11 protein-coding genes are annotated in these 14206 nt (G+C 58.7%); all 11 read left to right on the plus strand.

Annotation, left to right across the window (positions count from 1 at the left end; genetic code table 11):
* Positions 1 to 4 precede the first annotated feature (4 nt).
* The 11 genes from murD (at position 5) to ACF0H7_RS03775 (ending at position 14201) form a co-directional block, all read left to right on the plus strand.
* Positions 5 to 1351: a UDP-N-acetylmuramoyl-L-alanine--D-glutamate ligase gene (murD, locus tag ACF0H7_RS03725; protein ID WP_397451456.1), complete on the plus strand. Its 1347-nt coding sequence runs from the start codon at positions 5 to 7 to the stop codon at positions 1349 to 1351.
* Positions 1351 to 2562 carry a putative lipid II flippase FtsW gene (gene ftsW / locus ACF0H7_RS03730; protein WP_397453821.1) on the plus strand — a complete coding sequence of 404 codons (1212 nt, stop codon included), beginning with the start codon at positions 1351 to 1353 and terminating at the stop codon, positions 2560 to 2562. Before murD ends, ftsW begins: the two co-directional genes overlap by 1 nt.
* Positions 2552 to 3622, plus strand: a complete 1071-nt coding sequence (gene murG / locus ACF0H7_RS03735) for an undecaprenyldiphospho-muramoylpentapeptide beta-N-acetylglucosaminyltransferase (RefSeq protein ID WP_397451457.1) — start codon at positions 2552 to 2554, stop codon at positions 3620 to 3622. The genes ftsW and murG overlap by 11 nt, the downstream gene beginning before the upstream one ends.
* Positions 3615 to 5075, plus strand: coding sequence for a UDP-N-acetylmuramate--L-alanine ligase (murC, locus tag ACF0H7_RS03740; RefSeq protein ID WP_397451458.1), 1461 nt, complete (start codon positions 3615 to 3617; stop codon positions 5073 to 5075). Before murG ends, murC begins: the two co-directional genes overlap by 8 nt.
* Positions 5072 to 6031 carry a D-alanine--D-alanine ligase gene (locus ACF0H7_RS03745; protein WP_397451459.1) on the plus strand — a complete coding sequence of 320 codons (960 nt, stop codon included), beginning with the start codon at positions 5072 to 5074 and terminating at the stop codon, positions 6029 to 6031. The genes murC and ACF0H7_RS03745 overlap by 4 nt, the downstream gene beginning before the upstream one ends.
* 4 nt (positions 6032 to 6035) lie before the next feature.
* Entirely contained in the window at positions 6036 to 6905 is an 870-nt protein-coding gene (locus tag ACF0H7_RS03750) for a cell division protein FtsQ/DivIB (protein ID WP_397451460.1), read from the plus strand.
* A 14-nt stretch (positions 6906 to 6919) separates the two neighbouring features.
* Complete coding sequence (ftsA, locus tag ACF0H7_RS03755) at positions 6920 to 8185, plus strand: cell division protein FtsA (RefSeq protein WP_397451461.1); 1266 nt, start codon at positions 6920 to 6922, stop codon at positions 8183 to 8185.
* A gap of 66 nt (positions 8186 to 8251) precedes the next feature.
* Complete coding sequence (gene ftsZ, locus ACF0H7_RS03760) at positions 8252 to 9439, plus strand: cell division protein FtsZ (protein ID WP_397451462.1); 1188 nt, start codon at positions 8252 to 8254, stop codon at positions 9437 to 9439.
* 112 nt (positions 9440 to 9551) lie between these two features.
* Positions 9552 to 10463 carry a UDP-3-O-acyl-N-acetylglucosamine deacetylase gene (gene lpxC / locus ACF0H7_RS03765; protein WP_397451463.1) on the plus strand — a complete coding sequence of 304 codons (912 nt, stop codon included), beginning with the start codon at positions 9552 to 9554 and terminating at the stop codon, positions 10461 to 10463.
* 200 nt (positions 10464 to 10663) lie between these two features.
* Positions 10664 to 10813, plus strand: a complete 150-nt coding sequence (locus ACF0H7_RS03770) for a hypothetical protein (protein WP_397451464.1) — start codon at positions 10664 to 10666, stop codon at positions 10811 to 10813.
* Between the two features lie 61 nt (positions 10814 to 10874).
* On the plus strand, positions 10875 to 14201 hold the full coding sequence (locus tag ACF0H7_RS03775) for a T6SS effector BTH_I2691 family protein (protein WP_397453823.1): 3327 nt from the start codon (positions 10875 to 10877) through the stop codon (positions 14199 to 14201).
* Positions 14202 to 14206 lie beyond the last annotated feature (5 nt).

A 14206-nucleotide genomic window follows, 5' to 3' on the forward strand; every position in this document is an offset into this window, starting at 1 on the left:
ACGAGTGTCTCTGATCGCTTCTGACCACTTCCGCATCGTTGTCGGCCTCGGCAAGAGCGGCATGTCCCTGGTTCGCTTCCTGGCGAACCGGGGCGTGTCGTTTGCAGTGGCCGATACGCGGGAAAATCCACCTGAGCTGGCGACCTTGCGCCAGCAATATCCGCAGGTGGAAGTGCGTTGTGGTGAGCTGGACGTCGAGTTCCTGTGCCGTGCCGACGAGCTGTACGTAAGCCCCGGCCTGGCGTTGGCCACCCCAGCTCTGCAGCAAGCGGCTGCTCGTGGCGTGAAATTGTCGGGCGACATTGAGTTGTTCGCGCGCAACGCGAAAGCGCCGATCGTGGCCATCAGCGGTTCGAACGCGAAGAGCACCGTCACCACCATGGTTGGCGAGATGGCCGCTGCGGCGGGTAAGCGTGTGGCGGTCGGTGGCAATCTCGGTACGCCGGCGTTGGACCTGCTGGATGACTCGGTCGAGCTGTATGTGCTCGAGCTGTCCAGCTTCCAGCTCGAGACCACGGATGACCTCCGTGCTGAAGTCGCAACCGTGTTGAACGTCAGCGAAGACCACATGGACCGCTACAGCGGTCTGCCGGCTTATCACCTGGCCAAGCACCGGATCTTCCGGGGCGCGCGTCAGGTGGTGGTCAATCGGCAGGACGCGTTGTCGCGGCCGCTGATTGGCGAAGGTCTGCCGTGCTGGACCTTCGGTTTGAACAAGCCCGATTTCCACGGCTTCGGTTTGCGCGAAGAGAACGGCGAAAAATACCTCGCCTTCCAGTTCGACTTACTGATGCCGGTTCGCGAACTGAAAATTCGTGGCGCGCACAACCAAGCCAACGCTTTGGCTGCCCTGGCCCTGGGGCATGCGGTCGGTTTGCCATTCGACGCCATGCTCGACAGCCTGCGCACCTTCACTGGTCTGACGCATCGTTGCCAATGGCTGCGCGAGCGTGATGGGGTCAGTTACTACGACGATTCCAAGGCCACCAACGTGGGGGCCGCGCTGGCCGCCATCGAAGGGCTCGGCGCCGATATTGGCGGCAAATTGGTGTTGATCGCGGGTGGTGATGGCAAAGGTGCCGACTTTAGCGCCCTGCGTGCGCCAGTCGCAGCGCATTGCCGCGCGGTGGTGTTGTTGGGCCGTGACGCAGAGCTGGTCGCGCAAGCGGTCGGCGAAGCTGTTCCATTAATTCGCGTCAAGACACTGGAAGAAGCCGTGCAGCGTGCCGCCGAAATCGCTCAGGACGGGGACGCTGTGTTGCTGTCGCCGGCGTGCGCCAGCCTGGACATGTTCAAGAATTACGAAGAGCGCGGCCGCCTGTTCGCTCAAGCAGTGGGGGCCTTGTCATGATTCTCGGCGTAATCAAACCTTACCCATCGCCGCTGATCAGCGGCCACGGGATCGATGTCGACTTTCCGATGTTGGCAGGTTGCCTGGCGTTGCTGGGCCTGGGCCTGGTGATGATCACTTCCGCGTCGTCGGAAGTGGCCGCCGTGCAGTCCGGCAATCCGCTGTACATGATGATTCGTCATTTGTTCTACATCGTTCTGGGCCTGGGTGCCTGCGTCGCCACCATGATGATTCCGGTCGCTACCTGGCAACGTCTGGGCTGGCTGATGCTGCTCGGCGCCTTTGGCTTGCTGATCATGGTGCTGCTGCCTGGTATTGGCCGTGAAGTTAACGGTTCGATGCGCTGGATCGGCTTTGGCATGTTTAACGTACAGCCCTCGGAAATCGCCAAAGTATTCGTGGTGATTTTCCTCGCCGGTTATCTGGTACGACGCCAGCAGGAAGTGCGCGAGAGCTGGATGGGTTTCTTCAAGCCATTCATCGTACTGCTGCCAATGGCGGGCCTGTTGCTGATGGAGCCGGACTTCGGTGCCACCGTTGTAATGATGGGCGCGGCAGCAGCGATGCTGTTTCTCGGCGGCGTGGGTCTGTTCCGTTTCAGCCTGATGGTGATTCTGGCCGTAGGTGCGGTGTTCGTGCTGGTGCAAGCGCAGCCGTATCGGATGGCGCGTCTGATTACCTTCACCGACCCGTGGTCCGATCAATTCGGTTCGGGCTATCAATTGACTCAGGCGCTAATCGCCTTTGGCCGTGGCGAGTGGTTCGGCGTAGGTCTGGGCAACAGCGTGCAGAAGCAGTTCTACCTGCCGGAAGCGCACACCGACTTCGTGTTCTCGGTACTGGCCGAAGAGCTGGGGGTGGTCGGCTCGCTGCTGACCGTGGCGCTGTTCGTGTTCGTCAGTATTCGCGGCATGTACATCGGCCTGTGGGCGGAAAAGGCCAAACAGTATTTCGCGGCGTATGTGGCGTACGGCTTGTCATTCCTGTGGATCGGTCAATTCCTGATCAATATCGGGGTGAACGTCGGCCTGCTGCCGACCAAAGGCCTGACCTTGCCGTTCCTCAGTTACGGCGGCAGTTCGTTGGTGATTTGCTGCGCGAGCCTGGGCTTGTTGCTACGCATCGAATGGGAAGCGCGGACCAATACCGGCAGTGAAGAAACCGAGTTCAACGAGAGCGACTTCGCCGAGGAGTCGACCCATGGGCGCTAACGTGCTGATCATGGCCGGCGGTACCGGCGGGCATGTGTTCCCGGCGCTGGCGTGCGCACGGGAATTCCAGGCGCGCGGCTACACCGTGCATTGGCTCGGTACGCCACGCGGTATCGAGAATGAACTGGTGCCGCAGGCAGGCCTGCCGCTGCACCTGATCAGCATGACCGGTCTGCGCGGCAAGGGCCTGATGACGTTGCTCAAGGCGCCGTTTGTATTGCTCAAGGCGTTGATGCAGGCGCGCAAGGTTGTGCGTGAGTTGCAGCCGGTGTGCGTGTTGGGCCTGGGCGGTTTCGTGACGGCGCCTGGCGGCCTGGCGGCAAGACTGGCGGGCGTGCCCTTGATCATTCAGGAGCAGAACGCAATCGCTGGCACGGCCAATCGCAATCTGGCGCGGTTCGCCAGCCGCGTGTGTGAAGCCTTCCCGAATACCTTCCCTGCCTCGTCCAAGCGTCGCACCACGGGTAACCCGGTGCGTAGCGAATTGTTCCTCGAAACACCGCGTCAGGCCCTGGACGGACGCAAGCCGCGCCTGTTGATTCTGGGGGGCAGCCTGGGCGCCGAGCCGCTGAACAAATTGCTGCCGGCTGCGCTGAAGCTGTTGCCAGCAGAGCTGCGTCCTGAAGTGTTCCATCAGGCCGGCAAGAAACACGACGAAATCACGGCAGAGCGCTATCGCACTGCCGGTGTCGAGGCGCAAGTGGCGCCCTTCATCAAAGACATGGCCCAAGCCTATGGCTGGGCCGACCTGGTGGTCTGTCGCGCGGGCGCGCTGACCGTCAGTGAACTGGCGGCTGCCGGTCTGCCCTCGCTCCTGGTGCCTTTGCCCCATGCGATCGACGACCACCAGTCCCGCAACGCCGACTATCTGGCCCGCGAAGGTGCAGCCTTCGTCATGCCACAAGCAACAACAGGCGTAGCCGAAATGGCCGCACGCCTGAAAGAGGTTTTGATGCAACCCGAACAATTGAACACCATGGCCCGCACGGCTCGCCGCCTAGCCAAACCTGACGCAACGCGCACTGTGGTCGAAGTCTGCCTGGAGGTGGCCCATGGTTGAGAATCAACGAGCGATGCCCCAGCCGGAAATGCGCCGCATCCGTAACATTCACTTCGTCGGTATCGGCGGCGTGGGCATGTGCGGTATCGCCGAAGTGTTGCTTAACCTCGGTTACCAGGTGTCCGGCTCCGACCTGAAAGCTTCACCCGTCACTGAGCGTCTTGAGTCGTTCGGTGCGCACATCTTCATCGGTCACCGTGCCGAGAACACAGCGAACGCTGACGTACTGGTGGTTTCCAGCGCAGTCAATACGTCCAACCCGGAAGTCGCCAGCGCGCTTGAGCGTCGTATTCCCGTGGTGCCGCGTGCCGAAATGCTGGCTGAACTGATGCGCTATCGCCACGGTATCGCGGTCGCCGGTACTCACGGCAAAACCACCACCACCAGCCTGATCGCCTCGGTATTCGCCGCAGGTGGCCTGGACCCGACGTTCGTGATCGGTGGCCGTTTGAACGCTGCTGGCACCAACGCGCAGTTGGGCACCAGCCGTTACCTGATCGCCGAAGCCGATGAAAGTGACGCCAGTTTCCTGCACTTGCAACCGCTGGTAGCCGTGGTCACCAACATTGACGCCGACCACATGGCGACCTACGAAGGCGACTTCAACAAGCTGAAGAAAACCTTCGTCGAATTCCTGCACAACCTGCCGTTCTACGGTCTGGCCGTGGTGTGCATCGATGATCCGGTGGTGCGCGATATTCTGCCGCTGGTCAAGCGTCCGACCCTGACTTACGGCTTCAGCGAAGAAGCCGACGTGCGTGCGATCAACGTGCGTCAGCAGGGCATGGTGACTTACTTCACCGTGCTGCGTCGCGACCGCGAGCCGCTGGATGTTTCGGTGAACATGCCGGGCAATCACAACGTGCTCAATTCGCTGGCGACCATCGCGATTGCTACCGACGAAGGCGTTTCCGACGAAGCCATCGTGCAGGGCCTGTCAGGCTTCCAGGGTGTTGGCCGACGCTTCCAGATCTATGGCGAACTGCCCGTCGAAGGCGGCAACGTGATGCTGGTCGACGACTATGGTCATCACCCGCGTGAAGTCGCCGCAGTGATCAACGCTGTACGTGGCGGCTGGCCGGATCGTCGTCTGGTCATGGTCTATCAGCCACATCGCTACAGCCGTACCCGAGATCTTTACGATGACTTCGTGCAGGTGCTGGGTGAGGCCAATGTGTTGCTGTTGATGGAAGTCTATCCGGCCGGTGAAGAGCCGATTCCGGGCGCGGACAGCCGTAAATTGGCGCAAAGCATCCGTCAGCGCGGGCAACTGGACCCGATCTACATCGAGCGTGGCGTCGAGCTGGCGCCGCTGGTCAAGCCGCTGCTGCGTGCCGGCGACATTCTGCTGTGCCAGGGCGCCGGTGATATCGGTGGCCTCGCGCCGCAATTGCTGAAAAGCCCATTGTTTGTCGGCGCTGTTGTGGCCTCGACCGAAGGCAAATTGAAATGACCCAGGTCACTCAATCCTCCCTGCGCTCCACGCTGGAGCCGAAAGCCTTCGGCCGCGTTGCCGTGCTCTTCGGTGGCAAAAGTGCCGAGCGGGAAGTGTCGTTGAAGTCGGGCAATGCCGTGCTTGATGCGCTGCAAAGTGCAGGCGTCGACGCGTTCGGTATCGACGTGGGTGACGACTTTCTGCAGCGTCTGGTCAGCGAAAAGATCGACCGCGCGTTCATCGTGCTTCACGGCCGTGGTGGTGAAGACGGCAGCATGCAAGGTCTGCTTGAGTGCCTGGAAATTCCTTACACCGGCAGCGGCGTCCTGGCGTCAGCGCTGGCGATGGACAAGCTGCGCACCAAACAGGTTTGGCAAAGCCTCGGCTTGTCGACGCCGCGTCATGCGGTGTTGAGCTCTGCTGACGACTGTATTTCTGCGGCTGCGGAACTGGGCTTCCCGTTGATCGTCAAACCGGCGCATGAAGGTTCCAGCATCGGTATGGCCAAGGTCTCCAGCGTCGACGAATTGATCGCCGCCTGGAAAGCCGCCTGCACCTACGATTCGCAAGTATTGGTCGAGCAATGGATTCAAGGACCGGAGTTCACCATTGCCACGTTGCGTGACCAGATTCTGCCGCCCATTGGGCTAGGCACGCCCCACAGTTTCTACGACTACGACGCCAAGTACCTGGCTTCCGATACCCAGTACCGGATTCCGTGCGGGCTTGATGCCGCCAAGGAACAAGAGCTTAAAGATCTCACTGCGCGTGCATGCGAAGCCGTTGGCATCGCAGGTTGGGCGCGGGCGGATGTCATGCAGGACGCCGACGGCAAGTTTTGGCTGTTGGAAGTCAACACCGTTCCGGGCATGACCGATCACAGTCTGGTGCCAATGGCAGCGCGCGCTGCCGGCCTGGACTTCCAGCAGTTGGTGTTGGCGATTCTGGCCGACAGTGTTGAGGCGCGAGGTTAATCCCATGCAAGGCGCGATGCTACGTCATCAGCAACCCCCCGTTCCCGGCCGCAAGCCGGTACCGCGTGGTGCCAGTCGAATGGTGGCCAAAGAGCCGCTGTCCGCGCGCCTGCCCAAGGCCAACTTCGGTTTCTTCAAGTTCCTGTTTTGGCCAGTGCTATTGGTGGTGCTGGGCTTCGGCACCTACGAAGCGGCTCAGCGCCTGCTGCCTTACGCCGACCGACCGATCACCAAGATCAACGTGCAAGGCGACTTGAGTTACATCAGTCAGCAAGCCGTGCAGCAACGCATCGCACCCTATGTTGCGGCGAGTTTCTTCACCATCGACCTGGCAAGCATGCGCACCGAACTTGAGCAGATGCCTTGGATTGCCCACGCCGAGGTCAGACGTGTCTGGCCCGATCAGGTGGTGATTCGTCTGGAAGAGCAACTGCCGGTAGCACGCTGGGGCGATGAGGCTTTGTTGAACAACCAGGGGCAGGCGTTTGCCCCGCGTGAATTGGCTAACTACGAACATCTTCCACAGTTGTTCGGCCCGCAGCGGGCCCAACAGCAAGTGATGCAGCAGTACCAGGTGTTGAGTCAGATGTTGCGGCCTTTGGGCTTCTCCATCGCGCGCCTGGAGTTGCGTGAACGCGGCAGTTGGTTCTTGACCACTGGCGCAGGCAGTGCAGGCCCAGGTATCGAGTTGTTGCTGGGACGCGATCACCTCGTGGAAAAAATGCGCCGTTTCATCGCCATTTACGAAAAAACGCTTAAAGAACAGATCACGAATATCGAGCGCATCGACCTGCGTTATTCCAACGGCCTCGCCGTGGGATGGCGTACGCCGGCAGCGCCTACGACGGACAAACCCGCCGTCGCGAAGAATTGACAAGAGGCAGGACCATGGCAAACGTGCAAAGCGGCAAAATGATCGTCGGCTTGGATATCGGCACCTCGAAGGTGGTGGCGCTGGTGGGCGAAGTCGCGGCCGATGGCACGCTGGAAATCGTCGGTATCGGCACCCATCCATCCCGCGGCCTGAAGAAGGGCGTGGTGGTGAATATCGAGTCCACTGTGCAATCGATTCAGCGCGCGGTGGAAGAGGCCCAGCTGATGGCGGGTTGCCGCATTCACTCGGCGTTCGTCGGCGTTGCGGGCAACCACATCCGCAGCCTGAACTCCCACGGCATCGTCGCGATCCGTGATCGTGAAGTCAGCATGGCTGACCTCGAACGCGTACTGGACGCGGCCCAGGCCGTGGCGATTCCTGCCGACCAGCGTGTCTTGCACACTCTGCCGCAGGACTACGTGATCGATAACCAGGAAGGCGTGCGCGAGCCTTTGGGCATGTCGGGCGTGCGTCTGGAAGCCAAGGTCCACGTGGTGACCTGCGCGGTCAACGCTGCACAGAACATTGAAAAATGCGTGCGCCGTTGCGGCCTGGAAATCGACGACATCATTCTCGAGCAACTGGCTTCGGCCTACTCGGTCCTGACCGACGACGAGAAAGAACTGGGCGTGTGCCTGGTGGACATCGGCGGCGGCACCACCGACATCGCGATCTTCACCGAAGGCGCGATTCGCCATACCGCTGTGATCCCGATTGCCGGCGACCAGGTGACCAACGACATCGCCATGGCGTTGCGTACACCGACCCAATACGCCGAAGAAATCAAGATTCGCTACGCCTGCGCCCTGGCGAAACTGGCCGGTGCCGGTGAAACCATCAAGGTGCCAAGCGTGGGTGATCGTCCACCGCGCGAGCTGTCGCGTCAGGCCTTGGCCGAAGTGGTCGAGCCGCGTTACGACGAGCTGTTCACCCTGATTCAGGCGGAACTGCGCCGCAGCGGTTACGAAGATTTGATCCCGGCCGGCATTGTGCTGACCGGTGGTACCTCGAAAATGGAAGGCGCGGTCGAACTGGCCGAGGAAATCTTCCACATGCCGGTGCGCCTGGGCGTTCCGCATAGCGTCAAAGGGCTCGCAGATGTCGTGCGTAACCCGATTTATTCCACGGGTGTCGGTCTGCTGCTGTACGGACTGCAAAAACAGTCCGACGGCATCTCGTTGTCCGGCATCAGTAGCAATAGCAGCAGTAGCTATAGCAGTGATGACGCTAAAGCCCCCGTGCTTGAACGCCTCAAGCGCTGGGTGCAAGGAAACTTTTAAGTTTCAAAAGCAGTAGTGGGAAGACGGTAGTAGGCGAAAAAACTAGAGAATGAAAGGAGAGGGAAAATGTTCGAACTCGTAGACAATGTCCCGCAAAGTCCGGTAATTAAAGTTATCGGCGTCGGCGGTGGCGGCGGCAACGCTGTCAACCATATGGTCAAGAGCAACATCGAAGGCGTCGAGTTCATCTGCGCCAACACCGATGCTCAAGCACTGAAAAGCATTGGTGCGCGCACCATCCTGCAATTGGGCACCGGTGTGACCAAGGGCCTGGGTGCTGGCGCTAACCCTGAAGTGGGCCGTCAGGCCGCACTGGAAGACCGCGAGCGTATCGCTGAAGTGCTGCAAGGCACCAACATGGTCTTCATCACCACTGGCATGGGTGGCGGTACCGGTACCGGTGCTGCGCCGATCATCGCCGAAGTGGCCAAGGAAATGGGCATCCTCACCGTTGCGGTGGTGACCCGTCCGTTCCCGTTCGAAGGTCGCAAACGCATGCAGATCGCCGACGAAGGCATCCGCCTGCTGTCGGAAAGCGTCGACTCGTTGATCACCATTCCTAACGAGAAGCTGCTGACCATCCTCGGTAAAGACGCCAGCCTGCTGTCGGCTTTCGCCAAGGCAGACGATGTACTCGCCGGTGCCGTTCGCGGTATCTCCGACATCATCAAGCGTCCGGGCATGATCAACGTCGACTTCGCCGACGTGCGTACCGTGATGAGCGAAATGGGTATGGCGATGATGGGCACTGGCTGCGCCAGCGGTCCGAACCGTGCCCGTGAAGCGACCGAAGCAGCTATTCGCAACCCGCTGCTGGAAGACGTCAACCTGCAGGGTGCCCGTGGCATTCTGGTCAACATCACTGCCGGTCCTGACCTGTCTCTGGGTGAGTACTCGGACGTGGGTAGCATCATCGAAGCGTTCGCTTCCGAGCACGCCATGGTCAAGGTCGGTACTGTTATCGATCCGGACATGCGTGACGAGTTGCACGTGACCGTGGTTGCTACTGGCCTGGGCGCGAAAATCGAGAAACCTGTGAAGGTGATCGATAACACCATGCAAACTGCAAGCGTGTCGGTGCAACAACATGCTACTCGTCAGGAAATGCCAGCCGTGAATTATCGCGACCTGGATCGTCCGACCGTGATGCGCAATCAGGCTCACGCCGGTGCTCAAGCGGCTGCGAAGATGAACCCTAACGACGATTTGGACTACCTGGACATCCCAGCTTTCCTACGTCGCCAGGCTGATTGATGAAATGTATCAGGGGTATTAGGGTGATTGGTGTTCAGCAAAGGCCGGGTCTGCTATCATCGCCAGCCTTTGTTGATACCAGTTCGCAACTTGCGCTGAAGCGGCCAATGCCATGATTAAACAACGCACCCTGAAAAATATTATCCGTGCCACAGGTGTCGGCCTGCACTCCGGGGAAAAGGTTTACCTGACCCTCAAGCCTGCACCTGTGAATACCGGCATCGTGTTTTGCCGCGCTGACCTTGACCCTATGGTGCAGATCCCTGCCCGTGCGGAAAACGTCGGTGACACCACCCTGTCGACCACATTGGTCAGCGGGGACGTTAAGGTGGACACGGTAGAACATTTGCTTTCGGCCATGGCTGGCCTGGGCATCGATAACGCCTACGTCGAACTCTCCGCCTCCGAAGTCCCGATCATGGACGGTAGCGCAGGACCCTTCGTATTCCTGATTCAATCTGCCGGCCTGGAAGAACAGGACGCAGCCAAGAAATTCATCCGCATCCTGAAGGAAGTCACAGTGGAAGAGGGCGGTAAACGCGCTACTTTCCTGCCTTTCGAAGGGTTCAAAGTGAGTTTCGAGATCGATTTCGATCACCCGGTATTCCGCAACCGCACCCAAAGTGCCAGCGTGGATTTTTCCAGCACTTCTTTCGTGAAAGAAGTCAGCCGCGCCCGCACCTTTGGCTTCATGAGTGACATCGAGTACCTGCGCAAGCACAACCTCGCACTCGGCGGTAGCGTTGAAAATGCCATCGTGGTCGACAAGGACGGCGTGTTGAACGAAGACGGCCTGCGTTACGAGGACGAATTCGTCAAACACAAGATCCTCGATGCAATCGGCGACCTGTACCTGCTGGGCAATAGCCTGATAGGCGAGTTCCGTGGCTTCAAGTCGGGGCATGCACTGAACAACCAACTGCTGCGCACATTGATCGCGCAAACAGATGCCTGGGAAGTCGTGACCTTCGAAGACGCCAGCACCGCACCGATCTCTTACATGCGTCCAGTTGCGGCGGTGTAATTAGTACTCTCTTTCCTTTTAGTTTTTTTAAGGCTGCCTTCGGGCGGCCTTTTTTTATGGAGATTTGTCGATGCCAATCCTTTAAGGACTGGCCCACAAAAATCTAGGACATTTCCCACATAGCTTGTCTCCCTCGCTCGCAGATTCTTTAGGAATCGACCTATAGGCTTTGTTCTCGTGCCCAGCGAGAAGAAACGCTTATGTCTTACGCATCGAATATCCCGCCTTCAATGTTCGACGAACATTTTGCCGACCTTGATCAGGCCCAGTATTTTCGCTTGATGCCAGTGTTGCGCATAAAAGCTTTCGACCACTTCCGTCGTTCGCACAAGGACACCGCCCATGACTGACAAAAACGGCAACCTGCAACAGCGTCGCAACGACCGTTTCAGCGATACACCGCTGACCGGCATGACCACCTGCCCGTTCAAGGACCCTGAGGTCGCTGTCGTACCTATGCGTTACGCGCTGGACCGCTCGCGCTATGACGTCGATCCGACCCAGCTCAGACCCTTGTGCGCCGAAGGTCAGTGGGCCAGGTTGCCCAAGCTGAAAACCCGCACCTACACCTTGCGCCAACTGCGCGGCGGCTATGTTTACGTCTTCGACGAGACCGCCAACACCCTGCATGAATACAGCTACTCGGCGCTGGACGCCAACCTGACGCGCATCGTCTGGAGCGATGCCGACATTGGTCAAGATCTACGCAGCACTGAGGGCGGTGAAATCCGCAACTACCTGCTGTACCCGCGCAATAACCAGCTGCACATTGCCTTTTCGCCGCAGCAATGGACGTGGCGCGTCTGTGAGCACCTGCGTTCCCACAGCGACAGCCGTGCCCTGTGGATGCAGCCGCTGAACCTCAAAGAATACTGCCGCACCATGGACGTGCCGCACGCCCTGCAATTGATGGACCTGGATAAACACATCGTCGCCGACGTCGACGTCTGGCCGATCAATCACGACGGCCGTTTCGCTGACTCCGCGCATCCCTCGGTCTCTGAAGTCGGTCCCTCACAGCATGTGGTGCCCTTGGCCGCCCACGTGATCTGGACCGGCAGCGTCGATGACAAATTCAGTTCGGTGATGGTCGCTCTCGACGACTCGCTGGCGGTGATGGAAGACCTGGGCATGCAACTCATCGCCGACCAGGCTGCGTTTCAGGAGTGGCAAGAGGCGCATGAACACAAACTGAGCATGGCCGGTGTCGTCGAGCAGCTGTGCGGGGTGGGCGGCGATCCTGAATTACTGCCAGCCTCGGTTCGTGGCGATGACAGCAAAGCCCGAGAATACTTGATCGACGTTGAAGCCTATTTCGAACAGCTCAATGTCGAAGAAGGCGCGGGGCAGGCCGATATCGGCATCCTGCAAGGCCTGCACGACCTGCCCTCCAAAGGGCTGGCGCAAAAGATCAAAGCCAAATACGGCAGCGAGCCGTCCGCTGCCCTGCGCGAGACCTGGGAAAATCGCAGCAAGTGGCGAAGGGAGGTTGATCTAAAAGCCGCCCGCAGTTTTGTCGAGGACCAACAGGAAAAGAGCCTGCTCCTGCGCCAGCAAGTGCACGACACCCAATCCGACTTGCAAACCTGGGCCGAGCGCATCGGCACCGAGCCGCTGAAGCTGTTCATCGACACCACCAATCCCGACACGCTGCTCTACCTGCAAACCATCGTCGCGGACCTGATGGAAGCCATGGCCCAAGACACTGCCGCGTCGAAATGGCTGGCGGAGCAAGACCAGAAAGCCACCACCCTGTTTGGTATTTCGCGGTTCGGGTTTTCGACACAGATCAAAGATGCTTTGGATAAAGAGGCCAACCAGCTGGTCAATGACCACAACGACATTACTTCGTTGATCGGTCGCCTCGCGGAGCTGAATGGCTTTCTCAGCCATGAAGACATCGCCAACAAACCCTGGATGCTGGCCCTAAGCGAAACGGCGCGACTGACCTTTAAAGCGCTGGGCGAGATGGCCACCGGAGCCGGCAAACAGGCCGGGGAAAAGACCCTGTTGGCCCTGCTGGCGGTGGACAGTCGTCTGGCCTACAGCAGCAGCCAGAGCCTTGGCGCCCTGTTGCGAAACATGCTCGTGGGCCATTTTCTGATGGGGCATCCCGAGCGCGTAGAACTCGATCCGGGCTTCAAGAAACACTACCACCAGTGGAAGGCCGACCTGCAAGCACTGAAGAACAATTACAACCGCGCGATGAGCGCATGGTTTTTTAGGCGCAAGGCCTACGGCGCCAAGGAACTGGGCCGCATCGCCGCGAACGTGAACGAGGCAATCAAACAACACCTGCTGCGCCTGCCGGTGTTGTTTGATTACCAAAAGTCACGGCATGTACGGACTATTCAGGAGGCCATCGCCAAGTCGGTGACCAGAGGTCTGGCCCGAATAAAATGGCCCGAGTTAATGACGGCATGGAGTGCCAAGCACGGGTCAGTCGCCGGCGCGATTACCTATGGCGTGGTGTTGGCCAACTTGATTAACACCGCGTTGGTTTATCGCGATTTGTCTCGGGATGGGAGTCTGGATGCTAAGGACTGGGTAAAAATCAAGTCGGGGATGGCGTACACCGGCAGTGCATTGATGGCGCTAGTGGTGGGGACGAAGTGGGAGGCGATCAAAGGGCTGACCACTATTCTCGAGAAAAAACCGGTGGGGATAACCGAAAAAGCGGCGGCGTTTTGGAGTAATGCTGATGATCACACCAAAGCTTGGGGGAAGCATCTGAAGGGGTTTAGTGCTCGAATGATAGCGTTGGGGGCATTTACGTTGATCGCTACAACGGCGGAAATGTGGGACATCGCTGATGATTTGAATAAAACAGAGTCGTCAGTAGATAAGGTATTTTTGAAAATTAAACGCGGGGCCGTTTTCGGATTTTTGGCAATAGCTGTCATTCAAATTCTTGCAGGCGGTTTAGCACCCTCTGGAGCGCCTACGATTGTAATGATTGCAATGGGGCCTTGGGTAGCTGGCGCCGCCCTGGCAACCGGCTTGATCTACCTGTTCGCCTCCTATGCCCTTAACTATTTGAAGCGTGACGCGATTGGTCAATGGTTGCGTAAAGGAACATGGTCGCGTTCCCGCGAGGAGCGTCATCCTGATGATATATCCGGACATCTGGAGGAACAACGGGCCTTTCTTGAAATACAACTCAGCCCATCGCTCTACGTCAAACCGACCTATGGAACAAAGCTTATCTACGTTCACCCCAATGGGCATCAAAAATTCCCCGTTCTGAACGGCGCCTGGATCCAGCTGTATCTTCCCGTAGAACTGCGTGGCTCATTAGTCGAGGCCAACCTGGCTGCCAGTCATCGGCCGTTGTATGTACTACCTGTAGAAGCGATAGACCAGTCGTTGCAAGAACCGTTTATCAAGCACGGGGTAATCGTCGAGCCGGGGTTGTTGGGTCATACGCCAGATCACATAAAAACCGACGGCCCGGATGACGGGCGTTACGACATGCCCCCGGAAGGGAAAGGTGTTGTTTGGCAAACATGGGTGCCACTGACCGAGAACGTCCAATTTATAGAGATGCAGGTCTGGTACTCGCCCGAAATTCTAGCCTCTAGTGAAGGCGACCGAGGATATCGCTTTCAGTTTGAATTAGACAAAGAGGGCGTATCTGATGAGAAAGGTACGCGTCTCGCGAGCCTTGATCCTGGCACTTTACAAATAGAAACCTTAGGTGGTCGAGAAAAATCAATCGCTATTCTTGTGCCGAATTAAGGGAC

It is taken from the genome of Pseudomonas sp. NA-150, assembly GCF_044336365.1.
GTDB lineage: Bacteria > Pseudomonadota > Gammaproteobacteria > Pseudomonadales > Pseudomonadaceae > Aquipseudomonas.

What these genes read in the sequence shown, in the direction of transcription:
- murG (WP_397451457.1), top strand. Translation starts at nt 2,552, where the DNA reads ATGGGCGCTAACGTGCTGATCATGGCCGGCGGTACCGGCGGGCATGTG.
- murC (WP_397451458.1), top strand. Translation starts at nt 3,615, where the DNA reads ATGGTTGAGAATCAACGAGCGATGCCCCAGCCGGAAATGCGCCGCATC.
- ACF0H7_RS03745 (WP_397451459.1), top strand. Translation starts at nt 5,072, where the DNA reads ATGACCCAGGTCACTCAATCCTCCCTGCGCTCCACGCTGGAGCCGAAA.
- ACF0H7_RS03750 (WP_397451460.1), top strand. Translation starts at nt 6,036, where the DNA reads ATGCAAGGCGCGATGCTACGTCATCAGCAACCCCCCGTTCCCGGCCGC.
- ftsA (WP_397451461.1), top strand. Translation starts at nt 6,920, where the DNA reads ATGGCAAACGTGCAAAGCGGCAAAATGATCGTCGGCTTGGATATCGGC.
- ftsZ (WP_397451462.1), top strand. Translation starts at nt 8,252, where the DNA reads ATGTTCGAACTCGTAGACAATGTCCCGCAAAGTCCGGTAATTAAAGTT.
- lpxC (WP_397451463.1), top strand. Translation starts at nt 9,552, where the DNA reads ATGATTAAACAACGCACCCTGAAAAATATTATCCGTGCCACAGGTGTC.
- ACF0H7_RS03770 (WP_397451464.1), top strand. Translation starts at nt 10,664, where the DNA reads ATGTCTTACGCATCGAATATCCCGCCTTCAATGTTCGACGAACATTTT.
- ACF0H7_RS03775 (WP_397453823.1), top strand. Translation starts at nt 10,875, where the DNA reads ATGACCACCTGCCCGTTCAAGGACCCTGAGGTCGCTGTCGTACCTATG.